A 22540-nucleotide genomic window follows, 5' to 3' on the forward strand; every position below is an offset into this window, starting at 1 on the left:
TGCAACACCCGATGAGGCTGGTCTTCGCCGGCACCCCCGAGACCGCCGTGCCTGCCCTCGAGGCGCTGCTCGCCTCCTCGCACGAGGTCGTCGCTGTCCTCACGCGGCCCGACGCACGCGCCGGTCGCGGTCGCACGCTCCACCCGTCGCCGGTGAAGGCGCTCGCGGTCGAGCGGGAGATCGAGGTGCTCACGCCGGTCTCACCGAGGGATCCCGAGTTCCAGGCTCGCCTGCGCGAGATCGCCCCCGATGCCTGCCCGGTCGTTGCGTATGGGGCGCTCCTGCCGCGCGACGTCCTCGACATCCCGACCCACGGTTGGATCAACCTTCACTTCTCGGTGCTCCCGGCGTGGCGCGGTGCCGCGCCCGTCCAGCGCGCCATCATGGCCGGCGATGAGGCCACCGGTGCGACGACGTTCGTCATCGAGGAGGGACTCGACACCGGACCGGTGCTGGGCCTCATGACCGAGACGATCCGGTCCGACGACACCTCCGGCACCCTCCTTGACCGGCTCGCCCAGGCAGGCGCTGGCCTGCTCGTCGCGACCATGGACGGCCTCGAGAGCGGCGACCTCCACGCGGTGCCGCAACCTGGCGAGGGTGTCTCGCATGCTGCGAAGCTGACGACCGCCGATGCGGAGATCTCGTGGAGCACCCCTGCGTATGCCGTGAATCGTCACGTCCGCGGGTGCACGCCGGCTCCTGGCGCCTGGACGACGTTCCGCGACGAGCGCCTCGGGGTCGGCCCCGTGGTGGCCGCGGGTGGTGATGCACTTGACGCCCTTGACGCGCGGGAGTCCACGCAACCGTTGGCACCGGGGGAGATCCACGTCACCAAGAAGGCTGTCCACGTCGGGACTGCGTCGGGTGTGGTGACACTCGGTGAAGTGCGTCCTCAGGGCAAGAAGCCCATGGCGGCCGCCGACTGGGCCCGCGGGGTCAGGATCGACGTGGGTGAGGTGCTCGGTCGCGCCACTACGCTGACCTGATGCCCGCACCCGACTCCTCCCAGCCCCGACGCCCCCAAGGCCGGTCGGGACCACGCGGTAGCCAGCGCTCGCTCCAGAAGCCGAGCGAGCGGGCCAAGCACGCCGAACCGGCGCGCCTGGCGGCATACACACTGCTCCGGGCCGTCGACGAGGGTGCCTACGCGAACCTCGAGTTCCCCGCGATCATCCGACGCCACCGACTCGATTCGCGGGACGCGGCGTTCGCGACCGAGCTCGCCTTCGGGACCCTGCGGATGCAGGGCTTCTATGACGCGGTCATCGAGCGTGCGGCCGGTCGGCCCACCAGCAAGATCGACAACGGGGTGCTCGACGTCCTGCGGCTCGGTGCGCACCAGCTGCTCGGCATGCGCGTCCCGTCGCACGCCGCCGCCGACCAGACCGTTGGTCTTGCGCGCACCGTGAGTGGCGCCGGTGCCAGCGGCTTCGTCAACGCAGTGATGCGCCGGGTCAGTGAGCGGACGCGCGAGGAGTGGGTGACCGAGGTTGTGCCAGAGGGTGGGTCGACGGCCGCGCTGGCCGTGGAGTACTCCCACCCCGAGTGGGTGGTCAGCGCCATGCGGGGGGCCCTGCTCTCAGGCGGGCGCGCCACCGCCGAGACCGTCGACGGTGAGCTGCGCGAGCTGCTCGACAGCGACAACACCCCCGCCAAGGTCAGCCTCGTCGCCCGCCCGGGTCTCGCCACGGTCGAAGAACTCGTCGATGCCGGCGCCACAGCCAGCGAGACCTCACCCTTTGGTGCCGTCCTCGACCACGGCGAGCCGGGGGCCATCGCCGCGATCCGTGATCGCCGGGCCGCCGTGCAGGACGAGGGGTCGCAGCTGCTGGCTGCCGCTCTCGCCCTGGCTCCTGTCGACCCTGATGTGCCGACCCGCTGGCTCGACCTCTGTGCAGGGCCGGGAGGCAAGAGCGGTGTGCTCGGCGCGCTCGCCGTCGAGGCCGGAGCCGACCTCGTGGCCGTCGAGATCAGCGACCACCGAGCCGACCTCGTGCGTTCCACACTCGAACCCGTCATTGCTCTGGCCAACGCTGCCGGACGGCGCATCGAGGTGCGCACCGCTGACGGTCGCGAGGTCGGAGAAGCCGAGCCGGCGGCATACGGACGCGTTCTCGTCGATGCGCCCTGCACCGGGCTCGGCGCGCTGCGTCGGCGACCCGAGGCCCGGTGGCGTCGTCAGCCGAGTGATCTCGTCCAGCTCGGCCCCCTGCAGCGCGACCTGCTGCGCAGTGCGCTCGACGCCGTCGCTCCGGGTGGGCTCGTCGGCTATGCCACGTGCAGCCCGCACCCGGCCGAGACGACGTTCGTGGTCCGCGACGTGCTCAAGAAGCGTGACGACATCGAGGTCGTCGACGCGCGCGAACTGTTCCGCAACGCCTCCGGCGACGTGCTCCACGACCTCGGAGACGGCCCGGAAGTGCAGCTGTGGCCGCACGTCCACGGCACCGACGCGATGTTCTTCACGCTGCTGCGCAAGAAGGCCTGACGACCGGACAGCACCCCACCCTTAGGCTGCTCGCGTGCAGATCTCACCGTCGATCCTCTCCGCCGACTTCGCCAACCTCCAGTCCGAGCTCGCCGCGATCTCGAACGCCGACTGGGCGCACGTCGACGTCATGGACAACCACTTCGTCCCCAACCTCACCCTCGGCCTGCCGATCGTCGAGTCCCTGCTCAAGGTGTCGCCGATTCCGCTCGACTGCCACCTCATGATCGAGGACCCGGACCGCTGGGCACCCGCATATGCCGAGGCCGGAGCGCAGTCGGTGACCTTCCACGTGGAGGCAGCCCGCGACCCGCGCACCCTGGCGCGCAACCTGCGCGGCGCCGGGGCGCGGGCCGGCATGGCGCTCAAGCCGGGGACGGCCTGGGAGCCCTATGCGGACCTGTTGCCCGAGCTCGACATGGTGCTCGTCATGACGGTCGAGCCCGGCTTCGGCGGTCAGTCCTTCATGGCCGATCAGATGTCCAAGGTCGCGCAGGTCCGCAAGGCGGTCGAGAAGCACGGCGGCGAGGTGTGGATCCAGGTCGACGGGGGAGTGTCGGCCAAGACCATTGAGCAGTGCGCCGAGGCCGGAGCAGACGTCTTCGTCGCCGGGTCTGCGGTCTATGGCGCGGAGTCCGCGTCCACTGCCATCGACGAGCTCCGCGCTCTAGCAACCTCGCACGCCCACTGATCGTGGCCGAGCAGGTGCTGGAGTCGTTGGCAGTGGGTGAGACCCTGCGCGGTCGCGAGCTGATGGGTGAGGAGCTCAACAGGCTCAACTGGGAGAGCGCCACGCTGCTCGACTGCGTCTTCGAGGAGTGCACCTTCACGAGCTGCAACTTCTCGATGACGGCTCTGACCGACACCCGGTTCGTCGAGTGCACGTTCGTCGGCTGCAAGATGCTGGCGGTCAACTGGACCGTGACCGGTGCCGGCTCGCTGCTGGCGCAGCCGCTTCGGTTCGAACGATGCCGCCTCGATGGGACGACGTTCGCCGGGCTGGACCTCACCGCCTTCGTGTTCCGCGACTGCGTCCTCACCGACGTCGACTTCACCGACGCCGACCTGCGCCGCGTGGACCTCGGCGGCTCGGAGCTTTCCGGTGCACGGTTCGCCAACACCGACCTGCGCGACGCCGATCTGCGGGGAACCCGCGGGCTTGCCCTAGACCCGCGGGACAACCGGCTCAAGGGTGCGCGCCTCGACCTCGATGCCGCGCCCGGCCTGCTCGACGTCTTCGGAGTCACGTTCCTCTGACCCCTCTGGCCCTGTGTGCCTCAGGGGACGCTCCGGCGTCCCCAGAGGCACACAAGGCGAGAGATGAGTGTCACGGTGGACAGAGGTGCGGTGACGGGGGTCGCCTGCGGCATAATGGCCAGTGACGTGCTCCGGGGTCGGTGCAATTCCGAACCGGCGGTGACAGTCCGCGACCCGACCGCAACCAGCGGCCGGTTGACTGGGTGGAACTCCCAGACCGACGGTTAAAGTCCGGATGGTAGGCAGCACGCGACAGCTAAGACCTTTCGGGGTCGCGCCGTCCGGCGTCATGCGTCGACGGCACCCGCTGCACGTCCCCCGGAGCTCGACTTCACGGTCTCGAGCACGAGGGCAGGACGCATGCAGGAGCGCAGCACGACCGACGCACAGTGGATGCTGCGCGCGCTGGGCCTCGCGACCAACGGTCCCGAGGCTGACGCCAATCCGCGCGTCGGCTGTGTTCTCGTTGACCCCGACGGGGCTCTCGTCGCCGAGGGCTGGCACCACGGTGCTGGCACGGACCACGCCGAAGCCGCCACCCTCGCGGCCGCAGGGGAGCGCGCGGCCGGTTGCACGGCATACGTCACGCTTGAGCCCTGCAACCACACCGGACGCACGTCACCGTGTTCGCGCGCCTTGGCCGCGGCTGGTGTTGCCCGTGTCGTGTATGCCGTGAGCGACCCGAACGCTCCGGCTGCCGGTGGCGCTGCCTGGCTGGCGACGCAGGGCGTCGCCGTCGAGGGCGGCGTGCTCGAAGCGGATGGTGAGGCACTCAACCGAAGCTGGCTGCATAGCGTCCGCGCGGGCCGGCCCTGGGTCACGTGGAAGGTTGCGACGACACTCGACGGTCGCAGCGCGGCCGCCGACGGCACGAGCCAGTGGATCACCGGCCCCGAGGCACGAGCCGACGTCCACGACCAGCGGGCCCGCAGCGGGGCGATCGTCGTCGGCACCGGCACTGCCCTCACCGACAACCCGCAACTCACCGCTCGTCGCCCCGACGGCACGCTGCACGATCGCCAGCCGTTGCGCGTCGTCATGGGTCAGCGCGACCTGCCCGCTGATGCCCACCTCTTCGACGATGCGGCCGAGACCGTGCACCTGCGCACCCGAAGCCCTCGCGAGGTCCTGGCCCATTTGGCAGGGCGCAAGATCCACCGCGTCTGGCTCGAGGGAGGCCCGACGGTCGCCGCCGCCTTCATGGCCGACCACCTCGTCGACGAGATCGTCGTCTACGTCGCGCCCGTCCTGCTCGGGCGAGGTCGACCATCCGTGAGCGACCTCGGAATCACGACGATGGCCGACGCGCTGCGTCTCGAACCCACTGACACCCGGATCGTCGGTCACGACATCCGCATCACCGCCACCTTGGAGGAGTCCCGCTGATGTTTACCGGAATCGTCGAAGAGCTCGGTCGGGTCGAAGTCCTCGCCCTGGGTGAGACCTCTGCCCGGCTCACGTTGCACGGGCCACTCGTGACGAGCGACGCCGTGCACGGTGCCTCCATCGCGGTCAACGGCGTGTGCCTCACCGTCGTGGAGCACGATGCCGATGCAGGCCGGTTCACCGTCGATGTGATGGCAGAGACCCTGTCCCGCACCGGTCTTGGCGACCTGGTGGCCGGAGCGCCGGTCAACCTTGAGCGCGCCATGGCTGCGTCGAGTCGCTTCGGTGGCCACATCGTCCAAGGGCATGTCGACGGCACTGCCACCGTCCTCGAGCGCGTCCCCGGTGACCGCTGGGAGGTCGTCACCTTCACGTTGCCCACGGATCTGGCGCGCTACGTCGTCGAGAAGGGTTCCATCACCGTCGACGGGGTGAGTCTCACGGTCTCGGCCGTCACCGACGACACGTTCAGCGTCTCGCTCATCCCCACCACGCTCGCCCTCACGACGCTTGGTCACCGCGCCGTCGGAGACACCGTCAACCTCGAGGTCGACGTCCTCGCGAAGTACGTCGAGCGTCTCCTCACCACCACCCCCGGCGCCCGCGCCACCATCGACCCAACCACCACGGAGGTTCTCGCATGAACTGGCTCGAGCGTCTCTTCGAGGCCCAGCTGACGATCGGCAGCTCGCACATCCTGTGGCGCGAGATCGTCGGCAACGTCTTCGGCTTCGCCTCCGCGATCGGTGGCATGCGGCGCCGCGTGTGGGCGTGGCCAGCCGGCATCATCGGCAATGTCCTGCTCTTCACGGTCTTCTTCGGCGTGGCCTTCGCCAACCCGCAGCATCAGACCCTCTATGGCCAGGCCGGCCGTCAGGTGTTCTTCATCATCACGAGCGTCTATGGCTGGTGGCTCTGGCAGCAGCATCGCAAGGTGCGCGGCGACGACTCGCCGGCCATCACGCCGCGCTGGGCCACGGTGCGTGAGCGCGCGGCCTACGTCGGGGTCTGGGCCGCTGGGCTCGTCGTCGGCCAGTGGATCTTCGCGACGATCGGCGCCGAATGGCCCGCGCCTCGCTGGTACTTCTGGTGCGACGCCTGGATCTTCGTCGGCTCGATGCTCGCGACCTATGCCATGGCGCGCGGCTGGAACGACTTCTGGCTCATGTGGATCGCCGTGGATCTTGTCGGTGTTCCACTCCTCTGGCACTCGAAGTTCTATCCGTCCGCAGTCCTGTATGCCGTCTACGGCGCCTTGGTGCTCTACGGCTTCACGGTGTGGCTCAAGGCTTCTCGCGAAGAGCGAGACCCTGAGCGCGAGTTGGCGGAGATGCGCTCATGAGCCAGCTCTCGACGATCGAGGAGGCACTGGAGGCCTTGCGTGCTGGCCGTCCGGTGCTGGTCACTGACGACGAGGACCGAGAGAACGAGGGCGACGTCATCCTGGCCGCGCAGAGCCTGACCGACGAGTGGATGGCGTGGACCATCCGCCACTCGTCGGGCTACGTCTGCGCCCCCATGCCCGATGCCGTCGCCGACCGTCTGGACCTGCCGCTCATGGTGAGGGACAACGCTGACCGGTTGCGGACGGCATACACGATCACGGTCGACGCGGCGCAAGGCGTGACGACGGGGATCAGCGCGGCGGATCGCGCTCACACGATCCGGACACTCTCGTCGCAGGAGGCGAACGCCGACAGCTTCGTGCGCCCCGGTCACGTCGTGCCGCTGCGCGCGCGTGCCGGGGGAGTGCTCGTGCGCCGCGGTCACACAGAGGCTGCCGTGGACCTGTGCCGCCTCGCAGGACTTGAGCCGGTGGGCGCCATCGCCGAGCTGACTCACGACGACGGCACGATGATGCGACTGCCCGCTGTCCTCGACCTCGGAGCACAGCACGACCTGCCCGTCATCACCATCGAGCAGCTCGTCGCGCACCGTCAGCGCCACGACCGGGTCACCCGTCACGCGACGACGACGCTGCCGACAGCGGACGGCACCTTCACCGCTCACGCCTACCGCGACACCCTCACCGGCGACGAGCACCTCGCCCTCGTCAGCCCACTCGGGCTCGGTGACGGCTCGGTCCTCACCCGTCTCCACAGCGAGTGCCTCACCGGCGACGTCTTCGGTTCGGCACGTTGCGACTGCGGCCCGCAGCTGCGTCGCGCCCAGAGCCGGGTCGCCCGCGAGGGAGGCGTTGTCGTCTACGTCCGTGGTCACGAGGGTCGCGGGGTTGGCCTTGCTGACAAGATCGCGGCGTATGCCGTGCAGGACAGCGGGATTGACACCGTCGCCGCGCAGGTGGAGCTGGGTCTGCCCATTGACGCCCGCGACTACTCGGCGGCCACGGCGATCCTCCACGACCTCGGTGTGACCGCTGTCCGGCTGCTCACCAACAACCCCGACAAGGTCGAAGCCGTCCGGGCCGCAGGCATCGACATCACGACGGTCGAGCGGCTCCAGGTCGCCCCCGTCGCGACGAACGCCGCCTATCTGCGGACCAAGCGCGACCGTCTCGGGCACGACCTCGTCCTCGACTCCCACGACTCCTCGGAGGCAAGCGCATGAAAGCCGGAGCACCTGAGGTGCACACCAACGGGAGTGGCCTGCGGGTCGCCATCGTCGCGGCGTCCTGGCACAAGGCCGTCATGGACGGGCTCGTCGACGGAGCCGTCGCGGCCCTCGCCGAAGCCGGACTCACCGACGTCCCCGTCGTCCGAGTCCCCGGCACGGTCGAGCTGTCGGTCGCCTGCGCCCGCCTCGCGCCGACCCACGACGCCCTCGTCGCCCTGGGAGTCGTCATCCGCGGCGGCACACCGCACTTCGACTACGTCTGCAGCGGGGTGACCCATGGCCTCACCGACGTCAGCATCCGCACCGGAGTCCCCATCGGCTTCGGCGTCCTCACCTGCGACACGGCCGAGCAGGCTCTGGCGCGGGCCGGGCTGCCGGGGTCGAGTGAGGACAAGGGTGCAGAGGCTGCTCTGGCCGCCGTCGCGACCGCCGTGACGTTGCGTGACCTCGCCCCTCGTACGATTGACGCGTGAAGACCTTCGACGCGCTGTTCGCCGAGCTCACCGACAAGGCCGCGACCCGTCCGGAGGGTTCGCGCACCGTCGCGGAGCTCGATGCGGGCGTGCATGCCATCGGCAAGAAGATCGTCGAGGAGGCCGCCGAAGTCTGGATGGCCGCCGAGCACGAGAGCGACGAGCGCGCAGCTGAAGAGATCTCCCAGCTGCTCTATCACCTGCAGGTCCTCATGGTCGCCAAGGGTCTGACCCTCGATGACGTCTACACCCACCTCTGAGACTCGAGCCCTTCATGCTGCGCATTGCCGTTCCCAACAAGGGTTCTCTTGCCGACCCCGCCGCCGAGATGCTGCGCGAAGCGGGCTACCGCACGCGCCGTGACTCCAAGGAGCTCGTCGTCAACGACGAGGCCAACGGGGTCGAGCTGTTCTATCTGCGACCGCGCGACATCGCGGTCTATGTCGGCTCCGGCACCGTCGACTGCGGCATCACCGGCCGCGACCTGCTCCTCGACTCGGGCAGTGCCGCCACCGAGGTGATGACGCTCGGCTTCGGAGGATCGACCTTCCGGTATGCCGGTCGGCCGGGTTCCGTGTCCGCCGTTGCGGACATCGCGGGTCGCCGGGTGGCCACGAGCTATCAGGGACTCGTCGAGAAGCACCTTGCCGAGCAGGGTGTGCAGGCCGAGGTCGTGCGCCTCGATGGTGCGGTGGAGACGGCGATCACCCTGGGCGTCGCCGATGTCATCGCCGACGTGGTCGAGACCGGTGCGACATTGCGCAGCCAGGGACTCGAGGTCTTCGGTGACCCGATCCTGCGCAGCGAGGCCGTGCTCATTCGCCGCGATGGCAGCCACGAGGACTCGGGGATCGAGGTGCTGCACCGCCGCATGCTCGGTGTCGTGACCGCCCGCCACTACGTGATGCTCGACTACGACGTGCCGGCCACGCTCGTCGACGAGGCCTGCGCGATCACACCCGGCCTGGAGTCCCCGACGGTCTCGAACCTGCAGAACCCGGAGTGGAAGGCCGTGCGCGCCATGGTCCCCAGGTCGGTGACGAACCAGATCATGGACCAGCTCTGGGAGATGGGGGCGCGAGCCATCCTCGTCACCGACATCGCTGCGTGCCGCCTGTGACCGAGCCCGGGGCAGCTTCGGTCTCCTCAGCCTCGCGGGCCTCGTTCCGGTCGCGCCGCGGCCGTCGCATGGCGATCGTCATGGCGGTCCTCTCGGTCGTGCTCTTCACCGTGCTCGCCCTGCTCGTGGCCGGGCCCGACGCCGGTGGTGACTGGGTCGTCGCCGACCGGATCATGATGGCCGTCCTCGGTCTGGGCCTGGGTGCTGTCCTCTGGCGGTGGGCCATCATCGCGGCCGTGCCCGACGAATCAGGGCTGTCGATCCACAATCTCGTCGGTCGAAGGCACATCCTGTGGGACGAGATCGCCGACGTCACGTTCGACGAGGGCGACCCGTGGGCGACCGTTCACCTCAGGGACACCGAGTCCGTGGCGGTCATGGCGATCCAGCGCGCCGACGGCGACGCTGCCCGCGGGGAGGCCCAGCGGCTCGCCGACCTCGTCGCCGAGTCCCGCACCCGACCCTGACGCATCGGAGGGAGTTCCATGACCGAGGGCGAGTTCGTCTTCCAGTTTCAGCGCTTCGATCTGCGAATCGACGATGTGGACGCCCTGATGCGTTCCGCACGACTGCTCATCCAGGTCCTCCCGGACTGCGATGTACGACCTGTCCGAGCAGGAACTCGATGACTCCATGGACGACCCGTTCCGCTGGGGTGTCAACGATGACGACGAGGACTGAGGTCCGACTCGCAGACCTCGCCGCCGGGTCCCGCACCCGCCCCTGACGCTGAGCGGCGGGTGACGACCCCGTGATACATGTGTGGTTTCGGGTCTACAACCGAAAGGTGTTCACCTGCGCACCTATGGGTTATCGACGCCGACAGCACCTAGGTCGAGGCGCTGGGGAAGCCGACGAGGGGCCGAACGGCAGGACCCGTCGGACGGGTCAGCGGACGGGGGGTCGGCTGGGTTTGAGGGTCAGGGTCGCGGCGAGCTGGACGAGCATGAGCAGCGCCAGCACCAACCAGATCGCCGAGTAGCCACCGGTGAGGTCTCGCACCGCGCCCATCGTGGTGGGCCCCATCGACGCCACCGAGTAGGACATGAGGAACGCCATCGCGGTGAACCGAGCAGCGGCGGCCGGCGACACGGCATACCGGACGAGCAGGACGAGCCCGATCGCGAAGGACGCGCCCTGGGCGGCACCGAGCAGCAGCGCCCACACCCAGGGCGCGGCATCGGGGGCGGCCCACACGCCCGTCTGGCCAGCCAGGCCGAACAGACCGGCGCCCACGAGCGGGATCCGCCAGTCGCCCACGCGGTCGGTGATCGCCGGACCGACGAGCCCCGAGACGAGCTGGGCGCCGGTGAAGACCGACAGCAAGAGGCCAGCGTCACGGGCGTCCCATCCGTGGTCGACATAGGTGGGTGAGAGCCAGGCCAGCGTCGAGTAGAACTGCCAGGACTGGATGGCGAGAAAGGCCGCGACGAGCCAGGCGGTGGTGCTGCGCCAAGGGAGGCCGTGGCTGGTGTCAGCCGGGTGCTGGTCGTGGTCGCCACCGCGGTGCACCGCCCGGTCGACGGGGATCCAGAACACGAGACCGACCACCGCGACGAGTCCCCAGAACCCGAGCGCGAGGTCCCAGTCGCCCAGCGCACCGGCCAACGGGACCGAGACGGCGGCGGCCAGTCCGGCGCCACCCATCATCGCGAGCATCTGCACTCCGGTCGCCAGACCCGAGCGGCCAGTGGGGAAGAAGCCCTTGACCATGCCCGGCAGCAGGGTCCCGGCGAGCGCCATCCCGGCGCCGGCGCAGAGGGTGCCGAGATAGAGGGCGACGAGCTCATGCCCGAACCCGCGCACGAGGTTGCCGACGGCCACCGCCACCATGGCGAGCGAGATGCACCGGGCCACGCCGAGACGCAGCCCCAACCGGGCCGCCGCCGGTGCGAGCAGGCCCATGCAGAGCACCGGGAGTGTCGTGAGGACACCGAGCCAGACCGAGCTCAGGCCGAGGTCTCCACGGATCCGCGGCAGCAGCGGTGGCAGCGACGTCATGAGGGTCCGCATGCTCAGCGACACCGCGACCACCCCGATGACGACGAGAGCCAGTGATGGTCCGCGTGGGGCGTCGACCGCAGGTTCGGCACCCACCCTGCCGGTGTCGACGCGCAGGTCGGCCTCTGCGCGCCCGGGCGAGACGGCATAGAGCTGGCGTTCCTGGTCCGCCCACACGTCCCAGTGCGACGCGAACACCTCGCCGTCGCGGGCGATCGCGCGGTCGTGACGCTGTTCGCACGGCGCCTCGACCCAGACCCCGGCCGTCGCGATGCCCGCCGCGATCGCGAAGGCCCCGACCCCTTCGAGCACGACGAGCTTCGCCTGCGGCACTGCGAGGTCGGGTCCGCGAACGCCCACCTCCCAGTTCCAGGTCGGGTGACTGGCCGGCTCACCCCGCAACCACGCGTCCACCATGGTCGCGCGCGCCAGGTCCACCGTCTCGAGCAGTCCTGTCCACCCCTGGTGCATGTCGTCCACGTGCAGGATGAGCGCGTCGAGCTCGTCCCCGAGGTCGGCAGCGAGCGTGGTCTTGCCCGATCCACTGGGCCCGTCGATGGCGATGAGGGTGACGGAGCCGCAGCGCGCACCCCGTTCCGCAGCGAGTGCTCGAACCTCGGTCGCGAGATCGCCCACGTCGGTCATCGCCTCCATCGCCACACCGGCAACCCTAATTCGGGGTCGACTCGTCCTCGTCAGCGCCGTCGCCCTCGCCGTCGCCCTCGTCAGTGGGTCGACCCGACACCGGGATGTAGCCGCCCGCCTCGTCCAGCGGCACGCCGGTGAGGAGCAGCAGGTCGACGACCATCGACCTCACCTGTGCGCGGATGACCTCGCCGGAGAGTCCCGAGTCGGGGTCGATCGCGGCACTTCGTTCGCCGAGTCGTCGCAGCCCGGCCCGCGCCGCCACCGGTGCGTGCCGCTCGTGGAGCTCGCGAGAGATGTCGGCGCACGACCGCGCCAGGTCATCGATCAGGGCGACGTATGCCGCCGGGACGACTTCGTGACGTTTGGTCCCGACCGCGGCCCGCCGGACGAGCACGCGCAGGTTGCGGATGCTGCGGTCGAGCGGCTCGAGCAGGTCCGAGATCGCCTGGGCGCCGGGCAGGTGCCGGCGGCGAAACGGTGAGAGCCGCACGACCGCGACCCCCTCGGAGGCGAGGGACTGCAGCTCGACGAGCATCGCCTCGGACGCGCGTGCCCGCTCGAGCGTGCGAGTGGCGAGGGCCGTGTCGTCGGTCCGGATGACTCGGGCCGTCTCGTTGAGGATGGCGGCGATCTCGTCGACGACCCGCGCAGCCTGCTGGCGGGGTCGATGCAGGCCCGTCGCAGGAACGAGCGCACTGATGATGAGGGCGACGCTGCCACCGATGACGGCGTCGAGCCAGCGGGTGAACGCCTGACCCGGTGCGGCCACGAGCGTCGTGATGATGGCCGCCTGGACCCCCGCCTGGATCGTGATGAGCAGTCCTGCCCCGAAGAGCGAGGCGATGGTCATGGCGAGCATGATGACGACGAGCAGTTGGATGACCCCGCTGCCGAAGAGGTGGGCGAAGATGTCGCCGATGAGGACGCCGATCGCGACGCCGATCATCACCTCGACGGCGCGACGCACCCGCTGCCCGTAGGACAGGCCGAGCGAGATGATCGCCGTCACGGGGGCGAAGAAGGGCAATGGGTGGTCGAAGACGTCCTTCGCGAGCCACCATGCGAGCGCCGCCCCGATCCCGCACTGGACGATGAAGACGAACCGGCCGGACAGGCGGTCGGTGCGGATCCGCGCCTCGGTGCGCGAGCGCGCGGCGACGCGGGCAGGCAGTTCGGAGGCGGACGGCATACACCGCATCATCCCCTGCCGGATAACCTGCGGACGTGAGCGTCGCCATCCGTGTCATCCCATGCCTCGACGTCGACGCCGGTCGCGTCGTCAAGGGCGTGAACTTCGAGAACCTGCGTGACGCAGGAGACCCCGTCGAGCTCGCCCGCTCCTATGGCGAGCAGGGCGCCGACGAGCTGACCTTCCTCGACGTCACCGCGAGCAGCGGTGACCGGGCGACGACCTATGACGTCGTGCGGCGCACCGCAGAGCAGGTCTTCATCCCGCTCACTGTCGGCGGGGGAGTGCGCACAGTCGACGACGTCGACCGCCTGCTGCGCAGTGGCGCAGACAAGGTGGGCGTCAATACGGCCGCCATCGCCCGCCCCGAGCTCATCGCCGAGACCGCTGACCGCTTCGGTTCGCAGGTGCTCGTGCTGTCGGCGGACGTGCGTCGCCGCCGCGCCGTTGACGGCAGCGTGACCGATGACGTCGAGGTGACCACCCACGGCGGGCGGACCCGAACCGGGCTCGACGCCATCGAGTGGTGTGTCCGCGCGGCCGAGTTCGGCGCCGGTGAGATCCTGCTCAACTCGATGGACGCCGATGGGACCAAGGCGGGCTTCGACCTCGACCTCATCCAGCGGGTCCGGCGAGAGGTGTCGATTCCCGTCATCGCCAGTGGTGGCGCGGGGGCCGTGGAGCACTTCGCACCCGCTGTCCGGGCCGGTGCTGACGCAGTCCTCGCCGCCAGTGTCTTCCACTTCGGCGACCTCACGATCGGCCAGGTCAAGGACGCGCTGCGCGCCGACGGTCACCCCGTCCGCTGATCAGAGTCCGAAGCGGGACGTCTCGAAGCGGGCCATGGCGGCCTCGTCGCCCGTCAGGTCGATCTGTGCGACCTGGCGACGCCCGTATGCCGTGAGCAACAGTTCCAGCGGCGCTCCCGACACGTGGACGGTGACGTCGCCGCCACTCACGGTGAGCGCACCACGGCCGGGCGCGTGCAGCTCGACGCCGTCCGGAACCTTGCGGAAGAGGAGCCGACCCATGCGGGAGAGAAGGGCCCAGGCCGCGGCTTCGAGGTGCGCAGTGGGCTCGCGACGCGGGCCCGGTGTCCCGTCGCCGCGCAGCACGTCCTCGTGGTGGACGACCATCTCGGCGAGGTTGACCGCGTTGTCTATGGGGGCCATCTGCGCCGGGTGCCACCTCGGTGGGCCGGAGCGGACCGCTTCGACGAGGGCGGGCCATGGCTGGGCCGCGACCTTGGCCTGTTCGCGCTCGGTGCGGTCCGCCAGAAAGGGGACCCAGATGCCCGAGGCGAGGTCGGGGCGACCCTCACGGATGACGAGGTGCGCCGCGAGATCGCGGGTGGTCCACGGCATACACAGCGTGGGAGCGTCCGGGCCCACCAGTTCGAAGGTCTCGCACAGGTCGAGGCGCTCCCTGCGTGCAATGTTCACCGAGGCTTGGGTCATGGACCCATCCTCGCGCCAAATGCACCGCGCGGCACAATGGCGGACGTGCCCGATCTCGACCCTGCTGTCTCCAGCCGCCTTCGCTTCGACGACGCCGGCCTCGTTGCCGCGGTCATCCAGCAGCACGACACCGGTGAGGTGCTCATGCTCGGGTGGATGGACATCGAGGCGGTCCGTCGCACGCTGAGTGAGGGGCGCGTGACGTTCTGGTCGCGCAGCCGACAGGAGTACTGGCGCAAGGGCGACACCTCGGGCCACGCCCAGTTCGTGAAGTCGGCGGCGGTCGACTGCGACGGTGATGCCCTTCTCGTCCGGGTCGAGCAGGTCGGTGCGGCCTGCCACACGGGTGACCGCACCTGCTTCGATGCCGGCGCACTCGAGGTCGTCGTCGGGGTCGCTGGGGGCGTCGGTGGCATCGATGTCGGAGAGGTGCGCCAGTGAGCACGAGTGAGCAGCCGCAGCCCGCCCCTGATCTCAGTTTCGGCACGACCTGGCCCTCGCTCGACGTCTTCTCCGTCCTTGCTGAAGGGCGACGGGTCATCCCCGTCGTCCGACGCCTCATGGCCGACGCCGAGACACCCGTCGGGCTCTATCGCAAGCTCGCCCAGAATCGTCCCGGGACCTTCCTCCTCGAGTCGGCCGAACATGGCGGCGTGTGGTCGCGCTACTCCATCGTCGGGGTCGCCAGTCACGCGACGCTGACCGAGAAGGATGGCGAGGTGCACTGGGTCGGCGAACCTCCGGTCGGTGCCCCCACCACCGGGCTCGCCACCGAGGCGCTGCGCGACACTGTCGCCGCCCTCGCGACCGACCCGATCCCGGGCCTGCCTCCCCTCACCGGGGGCATGGTCGGGATGATCTCCTACGACGCCGTGCGTCGCTGGGAGAAGGTGCCGTCCACGACCCCTGACGTCCTGCACATCCCCGAGATCGCGATGATGCTCGCCACCGACCTTGCCGTCCTCGACCACGCCGATGGTTCGGTCCTGCTCATCGCCAACGCCGTGAACTACGACGCCACGGACGAACGCGTCGAGGACGCCTGGGCCGACGCAGTCGCGCGGCTCGACACGATGACCCGCGACCTCGGTGCGAGCGCCGAGAGCACCGTGTCCTTCGTGGAGACCGAAGTGGTCGATCAGGCTCTGGACACGGTCACCGCGAACCTCACGCGTGACGAGTACGAGGCGATGGTCGAGAGCGCCAAGGAGGACATTCGCGCCGGCGAGGTCTTCCAGGTCGTTCTCTCACAACGGTTCTCGATGCCCTGCCCCGCCGACGCCCTCGACGTCTACCGCGCTCTGCGCGTCGGCAACCCCAGCCCCTACATGTACCTGTTCCGGTTCACGCGACCGGACGGCACGGCATACGACGTCGTGGGTAGTTCGCCGGAGGCGCTCGTCAAGGTGACCGGCACCCAGGCCATCACGCATCCCATTGCCGGGTCACGGCCACGTGGCAAGTCGCCCGAGGATGACGTGCGCCTGGCCGAGGACCTTCTCGCCGATCCCAAGGAACGGTCCGAGCACGTGATGCTCGTCGACCTCGGACGCAACGACCTCGGACGCGTCTGCCGAGCGGGGACGGTTGACGTCGTCGAGTTCATGGACGTACGCCGATACAGCCATGTCATGCACATCGAGTCCACGGTCGTGGGGGAGCTGCGCCCGGGCGTGCGGGCCTATGACGTCCTCGTGTCCACCTTCCCTGCCGGGACGCTGTCGGGGGCGCCGAAGCCGCGCGCGCTCGCCCTCATCGAGGGCTACGAGCCGTCGCGACGTGGCGTCTACGGCGGCGTCGTCGGCTATCTCGATTTCCACGGAGACCTCGACATGGCGATCGCCATCCGCACCGCCCTCATCGACGGTGCGGTGGCCCATGTCCAGGCAGGAGCCGGCATCGTCGCCGATTCTGTCCCGCGCAACGAGCACGACGAGTGCATCGCCAAGGCGACCGCGGTGCTGCGTGCCGTCGCGACGGCATCGGCGTTGCGGAGAGTGCCATGAGGGTGCTCCGCCGCCGCGGCGTCCTCGTCCTGCTCGTCATCCTCGGGGCCCTCCTCGTGGTGGTCACGGCGTCGCGCACCTGGCTCACCGGATCCGTCGATGACGTCGTCCTCGGCGCCCGGTCGGTGAGCGCCACGGGTGCCGAGGCCGCTGGGGGAGTCGTTGCGCTGGCGCTCGTGGTCGTGGCGGGAGCCGTGGCGTCAGCGACCGCTGGACCCCGCGCTCGCATCGTCGCGCTCGTCCTCACTGCGTTGGCAACGGTTGTCGGCATCGTCAACGTGGCTCGGGTGCTGCTCGACCCGGACACGGTGTTGGGCCCGATCGCGGCGGCCGCAGCCGGTCGAACCGGCTCCCTCGAGACGCACTCCAGCGTCAACGCCTGGCCCTGGGTGGCGATGCTCGGTTTCGCCCTGGCCGGGCTTGCGCTGGCGGGTCTGACCCGGGTCAGACGCGTCGCCCCTGGGCTGTCGTCACGCTACGAGGCGCCGGGTCGAGCCCCCGAGAGCGACTGGGACCAGCTCAGCGCAGGGGAGGACCCCACCGATGTCAGTCCGACGTCGCGAACCTGACAGAATGACGCGCGAACTCACATCTTCCGGGAGGCACCCATGGCTGAGCACGACGACGACGACAACCACGGCAACAGCGTGGCCGCTTGGGTCATGGTCGGTCTTGTCCTCCTCGGGTCGTTCATCATGTCGCTCGCGTTCATCTTCCCCAGCGTCGCGCTCTTCGTCGTCGGTGTCGTCGTGGTGATCGCGGGTCTCGTCGCGGGCAAGCTGATGGCCCTCGCGGGCTATGGCATCAACGGCGACGTCGCACGCAGCGACACCAACCTCTCCTGAGCCGGCGTCCATGACCACCGTGCTCGACGCCATCGTCGCCGGTGTGCGCGAGGACCTCGCCGTCCGTGCCGAGCGGGTCAGCCTGGGCGACCTCGAACGTCGGGTGGGTGAGGTCCCCGGAGCGATCGACGCCGAGGAACGACTGCGCGCCGACGGCCTCTCACTCATCGCCGAGGTCAAGCGGGCCAGCCCCAGCAAGGGTGCCCTGGCCGACATCCCTGATCCGGCTTCCCTGGCGCGCACCTATGCCGAGGCCGGCGCCACCGCCATCAGCGTCCTCACCGAGCAGCGCCGCTTCGGTGGCAGCCTCGACGATCTCGACGCAGTGCGGTCAGCAGTCACCATCCCGGTGCTGCGCAAGGACTTCATGGTCACCGACTACCAGCTGTGGGAGGCCCGGGCCCACGGCGCGGACATCATCCTGCTCATCGTCGCGTCGCTCACCGATGAGGAGCTCTTCCGGATGCACAGCCTCGCCCATGACCTCGGCATGACCGCCCTCGTCGAGGTCCACGACGAGGGTGAGACCCAGCGCGCCGTCGACGCCGGTGCCCGCGTCATCGGCGTGAACGCCCGCAACCTCAAGACCCTCGACATCCACACCGACACCTTCTCGCGTCTCGTGCCGCTCATCCCGCCGGGTGTCGTGACCGTGGCCGAGTCCGGAATCCGTGGGGCCCAGGACGCAGCCATGTATGCCGCCCAGGGCGCGCAGGCCGTGCTCGTCGGTGAGACGCTCGTGCGAGGCACGGACCCGAGTGCCGCGGTGCGCGACATCATCGCGGCCGGTGCCGCCAGCCCCATGGGCACCGTGGGCACTGAGGGCACTGCATGACCGCCGGACGCTTCGGCCAATTCGGTGGACGCTACGTCCCCGAAGCGCTCATCCCCGCCCTCGAGCAGCTCGACGAGGCCCGACTCACGGCGATGCAGGACCCGACCTTCCAGGCCGAGCTCGATGAGCTGCACCGCACCTACACCGGTCGCCCGAGCATCATCACCGAGGTGCCCCGGTTCGCGGCGCACGCCGGTGGAGCCCGGATCATCCTCAAGCGTGAGGACCTCAACCACACCGGTTCCCACAAGATCAACAACGTCATCGCCCAGGCGCTGCTGACCAAGCGCATGGGCAAGACCCGCGTCATCGCCGAAACCGGTGCAGGGCAGCACGGTGTCGCCACCGCGACCGCGGCCGCGCTCATGGGTCTCGAGTGCCGCGTCTACATGGGCAAGGTCGACACCGAGCGGCAGGCGCTCAACGTCGCGCGCATGCGGATGCTCGGTGCCGAGGTCGTGGCCGTTGAGCACGGCAGCGCCACCCTCAAGGACGCCATCAACGAGGCCCTGCGCGACTGGGTCACCAACGTCGAAGACACTCACTACCTCATTGGCACGGTCACCGGCCCGCACCCGTTCCCCGAGATGGTGCGCGACTTCCACCGCATCATCGGCGTCGAGGCCCGCGAGCAGGTTCTCGAGCTGACTGGTCGCCTGCCCGACGCCGTGGTCGCCTGCGTCGGTGGCGGGTCCAACGCGATGGGCATCTTCCACCGCTTCATCGAGGACGAGGGTGTCCGGCTCGTCGGTGTCGAGGCCGGGGGAGAAGGCCTGGGAGGCCGTCATGCCGCCCGCTTCGCCACTGCTGTGCCCGGAGTCCTCCATGGTGCGATGAGTTATCTCATGCAGGACGAGGACGGTCAGACGGTCGATTCGCACTCGGTGTCGGCCGGACTCGACTACCCGAGCGTGGGTCCCGAGCACTCCTACCTGCGTGACACGGGTCGCGCCGAATACGTCTATGCCACTGATGATCAGGCCATGGAAGCGTTCGCTCTCCTGTGCCGCACCGAGGGCATCATCCCGGCGATCGAGTCGGCGCACGCCCTCGCCGGTGCCCTGGTTCTCGGGCGCGAGCTGGGTCCGGACGCCACACTCCTCGTCAACCTGTCGGGGCGCGGGGACAAGGACATGCACACCGCGGCGGAGTGGTTCAACCTCGTCGGCGATGTTGTCGACGACGACGAGGTGGTGCCGTCGGGTGAGTCCGACGACCCCGGTGCCACCGGCGACGGACGGACCCAGCTGTGAGCGCAAACCTCGGCGCCAGTGACGTTCTCGCGCAGTGCAAGGCGGAGGGGCGCGCCGCTCTCATCGGCTACCTCCCGGTCGGCTTCCCCGACGTCGAAGGTTCGATCCGCGCCATGGTCGCCATGGTCGAGTGTGGTGTCGACATCGTCGAAGTCGGTCTCCCATACTCCGATCCGCTCATGGACGGGCCCGTCATCCAGAACGCCGTCGAGGTCGCCCTGCACGGTGGGGTCCACGTCGTCGACGGGTTCCGCGCGACACAGGCGATTCGCGATGCCGGTGCCCCCGCGCTCGTCATGAGCTATTGGAACCTCATCCTTCGGCGGGGGGTCGACCGCTATGCCGCGGAGCTGGCTGCCGCTGGCGGCGCCGGTCTCATCACGCCGGACCTCATCCCCGACGAGGCGCAGGAATGGATCGCTGCCAGTGAGCGTGAGGGCCTCGACCGGGTCTTCCTCGTGGCACCGAGTTCCACACCGGAGCGACTGTCCCGCGTCACCGAGGCCTGCCGCGGATTCGTCTACGCCGCCTCGACGATGGGCGTGACGGGGGAGCGGACGAGTGTTGGCTCAGCGGCTCGTGACCTCGTCGACCGGACGAAGTCCGTGACCGATCTGCCTGTCTGCGTCGGCCTCGGTGTCTCCAACGGTGATCAGGCCGCCGAGCTGGCTCAGTATGCCGACGGCGTCATCGTCGGCACCGCCTTCGTCAGGACTCTCAGCGGTGACGGGGAACTCGGAGCCCGTCTCGACGCGTTGCGCGAGTTGACGACTGATTTGGCCAGGGGAGTGAGGGAAGGAGCGAGGTGAGCACTCGTGTCGCGGACGGCCTCGGGCTGGTTGCCCGTCTCGTCCTCGGCACAGTCTTCCTCGTCGCCGGTGCCCTCAAGGTTCCCACTCCTGAAGCCCTGGCCAAGGCCACCCAGGCCTACCAGGTCCTCCCGCACGATGTCGCGGCCTACGTCGGCTATGCCCTGCCCATCGCGGAGGTCATCCTCGGCCTGCTGCTCAGCCTCGGCCTCTTCACCCGGGCGTCGGCGGTCATCAGCTCGCTCCTGCTCGTCGCGTTCATTATCGGGATCGCGCAGGCGTGGGCTCGTGGGCTGACCATCGACTGCGGCTGCTTCGGCGGTGGCGGCACGGTGAGCGCCGACGAGACGTCCTATCTGCCTCGCATCCTCGAGGACTTCGGCCTGCTCGCCTGCGGCCTGTGGCTCTCGTGGCGCCCGAAGTCCCCTCTGTCCCTCGAGCGGGCGATCTTCGGCCCGGCCGACTGAGCCCGCCGCACCGACCCTCCCACCGCTGCACAAGGAGCCCGAGCACCATGGCGAAGAAGATGACAGGCCCGGCCAGCGCGCGCCAGGCCAAGATCGACGCGGCCACCAAGAACGCAGGTGGAGGCGCCAACAAGATCATCGTCGCTGCCGTGGTCCTCGTCGTCGCGATCGTCGCGATCGTCGGGGGCGTGGTGATCGCAGACCAGAAGAAGCAGGAGCGCGTGGGCACGAGCACCGCGGTTCCGGCGGCTGCCGGTGCGATGGGCGAGGGTTTCGTCGCCAACAAGGACGCCACCCTCGTTGCCGGGGCACCGACCCTGGACATCTATGAGGACTTCCAGTGCCCGGCCTGCGCGCAGTTCGAGCGAATCATGGGCGGCACGGTGAATGAGCTCGCCGAACAGGGCAAGATCAAGCTCGTGTATCACCTCAAGACGATCATCGACGCGAACACCGGCACCACCCATTCGTTGACGATGGGCAACGCAGCCATGTGCGCCGCCGACCAGGGCAGCTTCCAGGCCTTCCACGACGACGTGTTCGCCAACCTGCCCGAGCAGGAGGGTCAGGGCTGGACTGCCGCCCAGACGACGGGCTTCGCCGAGAAGGCCGGGATCACCGGAGCAGCCCTGGACACGTGGCAGACGTGCGTCGACGATCGGAAGTACGCGACCTACGTCGAGTCGACCGAAGAGGCCTCGGCCAAGGCCAACATCACCGGCACCCCCACCGTCCTCCTGGCCGGTGAGAAGCTCGACTTCAACCAGGTCCCCGACGCCGCCGCGCTCACGGCCGCCATCGAAGCCGCAACCAAGTGATGCTCCCCGCAACCATCCCGAGCCCCACCGCGGGCGTCTTCCATCTCGGGCCCCTGCCGATCCGTGGCTACGCGCTGTGCATCCTGCTCGGCATCGTCGTCGCCGTCTGGATCACCGAGCGCCGGATGCGCACCCGCGGAGGTGAGCCGGGGCAGGTGCTGGACGTTGCGGCATACGCCGTCGTTGCCGGAATCATCGGTGGCCGGATCTATCACGTCATCACCACACCGGATCCTTATTGGGGCAAAGACGGCAACCCCGTCGACGCGCTCAAGATCTGGGAGGGCGGCCTGGGCATCTGGGGCGCCGTGGCGCTCGGTGCCCTCGGAGCCTGGGTGGGATGCCGTCGCGTCGGTGTGAGATATCTCGACTTCGCCGACGCCGCGGCACCGGGCATTCTCGTGGCCCAGGGCATCGGTCGCTGGGGCAACTGGTTCAACAACGAGCTCTTCGGTGGGCCGACGGACCTGCCCTGGGGCCTCGAGATCCACAGGTGGGACAACTCCACTGGTCGGGCCGTCACGGACGCGAACGGTGACGCCATCGTGCAGGGCATCTATCACCCCACGTTCCTCTATGAAGCGATCTTCGTCATGCTTCTGGCGCTGGTGCTGCTGCTCATCGAACGCCGCTGGTCCCTGGCCCGTGGACAGCTCTTCGGCCTCTACATCGCGGGCTATCCGGTCGGGCGGATCATCATCGAGAAGATGCGCACCGACGACGCCGAGCTCATCTTCGGACAGCGGGTCAATGTCTGGACGAGCATCGTCGTCTTCCTCATCGGTGTGGCGATCGTCGTCCACACGGGGCGGCGCGCTCGCAAGGGTCAGGACGCCCCAGCCCAACCATCCACGATGTGAGATACGTCCGCTCGCATTGCAAGACGCCCGTGGGATAGCATCCGTCAAAAC

Annotated in this window: 26 protein-coding genes and 1 riboswitch; of the genes, 23 read left to right on the plus strand and 3 right to left on the minus strand. The window is 69.3% G+C overall.

Annotated features, from left to right (window positions below; translation table 11 throughout):
* Positions 1-11 precede the first annotated feature (11 nt).
* The 12 genes from fmt (at position 12) to V6K52_RS09520 (ending at position 9768) form a co-directional block, all read left to right on the plus strand.
* Complete coding sequence (gene fmt / locus V6K52_RS09465; RefSeq protein WP_353953607.1) at positions 12-989, plus strand: methionyl-tRNA formyltransferase; 978 nt, start codon at positions 12-14, stop codon at positions 987-989.
* Positions 989-2491, plus strand: coding sequence for a transcription antitermination factor NusB (locus V6K52_RS09470; RefSeq protein ID WP_353953608.1), 1503 nt, complete (start codon positions 989-991; stop codon positions 2489-2491). The genes fmt and V6K52_RS09470 overlap by 1 nt, the downstream gene beginning before the upstream one ends.
* Positions 2492-2525: 34 nt before the next feature.
* Positions 2526-3182: a ribulose-phosphate 3-epimerase gene (rpe, locus tag V6K52_RS09475; protein WP_353953609.1), complete on the plus strand. Its 657-nt coding sequence runs from the start codon at positions 2526-2528 to the stop codon at positions 3180-3182.
* A 2-nt stretch (positions 3183-3184) separates the two neighbouring features.
* On the plus strand, positions 3185-3748 hold the full coding sequence (locus tag V6K52_RS09480) for a pentapeptide repeat-containing protein (protein WP_353953610.1): 564 nt from the start codon (positions 3185-3187) through the stop codon (positions 3746-3748).
* Positions 3749-3870: 122 nt separating this feature from the next.
* Positions 3871-4001, plus strand: a riboswitch (FMN riboswitch).
* 107 nt (positions 4002-4108) lie between these two features.
* Positions 4109-5134, plus strand: a complete 1026-nt coding sequence (gene ribD, locus V6K52_RS09485; protein WP_353953611.1) for a bifunctional diaminohydroxyphosphoribosylaminopyrimidine deaminase/5-amino-6-(5-phosphoribosylamino)uracil reductase RibD — start codon at positions 4109-4111, stop codon at positions 5132-5134.
* Complete coding sequence (locus tag V6K52_RS09490; protein WP_353953612.1) at positions 5134-5778, plus strand: riboflavin synthase; 645 nt, start codon at positions 5134-5136, stop codon at positions 5776-5778. Before ribD ends, V6K52_RS09490 begins: the two co-directional genes overlap by 1 nt.
* Positions 5775-6476, plus strand: a complete 702-nt coding sequence (gene pnuC / locus V6K52_RS09495; protein ID WP_353953613.1) for a nicotinamide riboside transporter PnuC — start codon at positions 5775-5777, stop codon at positions 6474-6476. The genes V6K52_RS09490 and pnuC overlap by 4 nt, the downstream gene beginning before the upstream one ends.
* Complete coding sequence (ribB, locus tag V6K52_RS09500) at positions 6473-7702, plus strand: 3,4-dihydroxy-2-butanone-4-phosphate synthase (RefSeq protein ID WP_353953614.1); 1230 nt, start codon at positions 6473-6475, stop codon at positions 7700-7702. The genes pnuC and ribB overlap by 4 nt, the downstream gene beginning before the upstream one ends.
* Positions 7699-8181, plus strand: a complete 483-nt coding sequence (gene ribH, locus V6K52_RS09505; protein WP_353953615.1) for a 6,7-dimethyl-8-ribityllumazine synthase — start codon at positions 7699-7701, stop codon at positions 8179-8181. Before ribB ends, ribH begins: the two co-directional genes overlap by 4 nt.
* On the plus strand, positions 8178-8441 hold the full coding sequence (locus V6K52_RS09510) for a phosphoribosyl-ATP diphosphatase (protein ID WP_353953616.1): 264 nt from the start codon (positions 8178-8180) through the stop codon (positions 8439-8441). The genes ribH and V6K52_RS09510 overlap by 4 nt, the downstream gene beginning before the upstream one ends.
* Before the next feature lie 14 nt (positions 8442-8455).
* A complete protein-coding gene (gene hisG / locus V6K52_RS09515; protein ID WP_353953617.1) occupies positions 8456-9301 on the plus strand; it encodes an ATP phosphoribosyltransferase in 846 nt (281 codons plus the stop codon).
* Entirely contained in the window at positions 9298-9768 is a 471-nt protein-coding gene (locus V6K52_RS09520; RefSeq protein WP_353953618.1) for a PH domain-containing protein, read from the plus strand. The genes hisG and V6K52_RS09520 overlap by 4 nt, the downstream gene beginning before the upstream one ends.
* Positions 9769-10189: 421 nt before the next feature.
* Here the strand turns inward: V6K52_RS09520 and V6K52_RS09525 are convergent, their stop codons facing one another.
* Together V6K52_RS09525 and V6K52_RS09530 are read right to left on the minus strand one after the other, a co-directional pair.
* Positions 10190-11956: an MFS transporter gene (locus V6K52_RS09525; RefSeq protein WP_353953757.1), complete on the minus strand. Its 1767-nt coding sequence runs from the start codon at positions 11954-11956 to the stop codon at positions 10190-10192.
* Positions 11957-11972: 16 nt separating this feature from the next.
* The gene (locus tag V6K52_RS09530; protein ID WP_353953619.1) at positions 11973-13139 is read right to left on the minus strand and encodes an FUSC family protein; all 1167 of its coding nucleotides are present in this window, start codon (positions 13137-13139) and stop codon (positions 11973-11975) included.
* A 35-nt stretch (positions 13140-13174) separates the two neighbouring features.
* Here V6K52_RS09530 and hisF point away from each other — a divergent pair, with 35 nt between their 5' ends.
* Positions 13175-13948, plus strand: a complete 774-nt coding sequence (gene hisF / locus V6K52_RS09535; RefSeq protein WP_353953620.1) for an imidazole glycerol phosphate synthase subunit HisF — start codon at positions 13175-13177, stop codon at positions 13946-13948.
* On the opposite strand, the gene V6K52_RS09540 is transcribed toward hisF, so the two are convergent.
* Positions 13949-14596 carry a TIGR03085 family metal-binding protein gene (locus tag V6K52_RS09540; RefSeq protein WP_353953621.1) on the minus strand — a complete coding sequence of 216 codons (648 nt, stop codon included), beginning with the start codon at positions 14594-14596 and terminating at the stop codon, positions 13949-13951.
* Positions 14597-14632: 36 nt separating this feature from the next.
* Between V6K52_RS09540 and hisI the strand changes: the two genes are divergently transcribed.
* Genes hisI through lgt form a run of 10 tightly spaced genes read left to right on the plus strand, consistent with a single transcriptional unit; the run spans position 14633 to position 22489 of the window.
* On the plus strand, positions 14633-15037 hold the full coding sequence (gene hisI, locus V6K52_RS09545; RefSeq protein WP_353953622.1) for a phosphoribosyl-AMP cyclohydrolase: 405 nt from the start codon (positions 14633-14635) through the stop codon (positions 15035-15037).
* On the plus strand, positions 15034-16602 hold the full coding sequence (locus V6K52_RS09550; protein ID WP_353953623.1) for an anthranilate synthase component I: 1569 nt from the start codon (positions 15034-15036) through the stop codon (positions 16600-16602). The genes hisI and V6K52_RS09550 overlap by 4 nt, the downstream gene beginning before the upstream one ends.
* Positions 16599-17171 carry a Trp biosynthesis-associated membrane protein gene (locus V6K52_RS09555; protein WP_353953624.1) on the plus strand — a complete coding sequence of 191 codons (573 nt, stop codon included), beginning with the start codon at positions 16599-16601 and terminating at the stop codon, positions 17169-17171. The genes V6K52_RS09550 and V6K52_RS09555 overlap by 4 nt, the downstream gene beginning before the upstream one ends.
* A 39-nt stretch (positions 17172-17210) precedes the next feature.
* Positions 17211-17447, plus strand: a complete 237-nt coding sequence (locus V6K52_RS09560) for an HGxxPAAW family protein (RefSeq protein ID WP_353953625.1) — start codon at positions 17211-17213, stop codon at positions 17445-17447.
* A 10-nt stretch (positions 17448-17457) separates the two neighbouring features.
* Positions 17458-18282 carry an indole-3-glycerol phosphate synthase TrpC gene (gene trpC / locus V6K52_RS09565; RefSeq protein WP_353953626.1) on the plus strand — a complete coding sequence of 275 codons (825 nt, stop codon included), beginning with the start codon at positions 17458-17460 and terminating at the stop codon, positions 18280-18282.
* Positions 18279-19535: a tryptophan synthase subunit beta gene (trpB, locus tag V6K52_RS09570; protein ID WP_353953627.1), complete on the plus strand. Its 1257-nt coding sequence runs from the start codon at positions 18279-18281 to the stop codon at positions 19533-19535. Before trpC ends, trpB begins: the two co-directional genes overlap by 4 nt.
* Complete coding sequence (trpA, locus tag V6K52_RS09575) at positions 19532-20344, plus strand: tryptophan synthase subunit alpha (RefSeq protein ID WP_353953628.1); 813 nt, start codon at positions 19532-19534, stop codon at positions 20342-20344. Before trpB ends, trpA begins: the two co-directional genes overlap by 4 nt.
* Positions 20341-20811, plus strand: coding sequence for a MauE/DoxX family redox-associated membrane protein (locus V6K52_RS09580; RefSeq protein WP_353953629.1), 471 nt, complete (start codon positions 20341-20343; stop codon positions 20809-20811). Before trpA ends, V6K52_RS09580 begins: the two co-directional genes overlap by 4 nt.
* A gap of 47 nt (positions 20812-20858) precedes the next feature.
* Entirely contained in the window at positions 20859-21629 is a 771-nt protein-coding gene (locus tag V6K52_RS09585) for a thioredoxin domain-containing protein (RefSeq protein ID WP_353953630.1), read from the plus strand.
* A complete protein-coding gene (lgt, locus tag V6K52_RS09590) occupies positions 21629-22489 on the plus strand; it encodes a prolipoprotein diacylglyceryl transferase (RefSeq protein WP_353953758.1) in 861 nt (286 codons plus the stop codon). The genes V6K52_RS09585 and lgt overlap by 1 nt, the downstream gene beginning before the upstream one ends.
* Positions 22490-22540 lie beyond the last annotated feature (51 nt).

It is taken from the genome of Knoellia sp. S7-12, assembly GCF_040518285.1.
In the GTDB taxonomy this organism is placed as follows: Bacteria; Actinomycetota; Actinomycetes; order Actinomycetales; family Dermatophilaceae; genus Knoellia.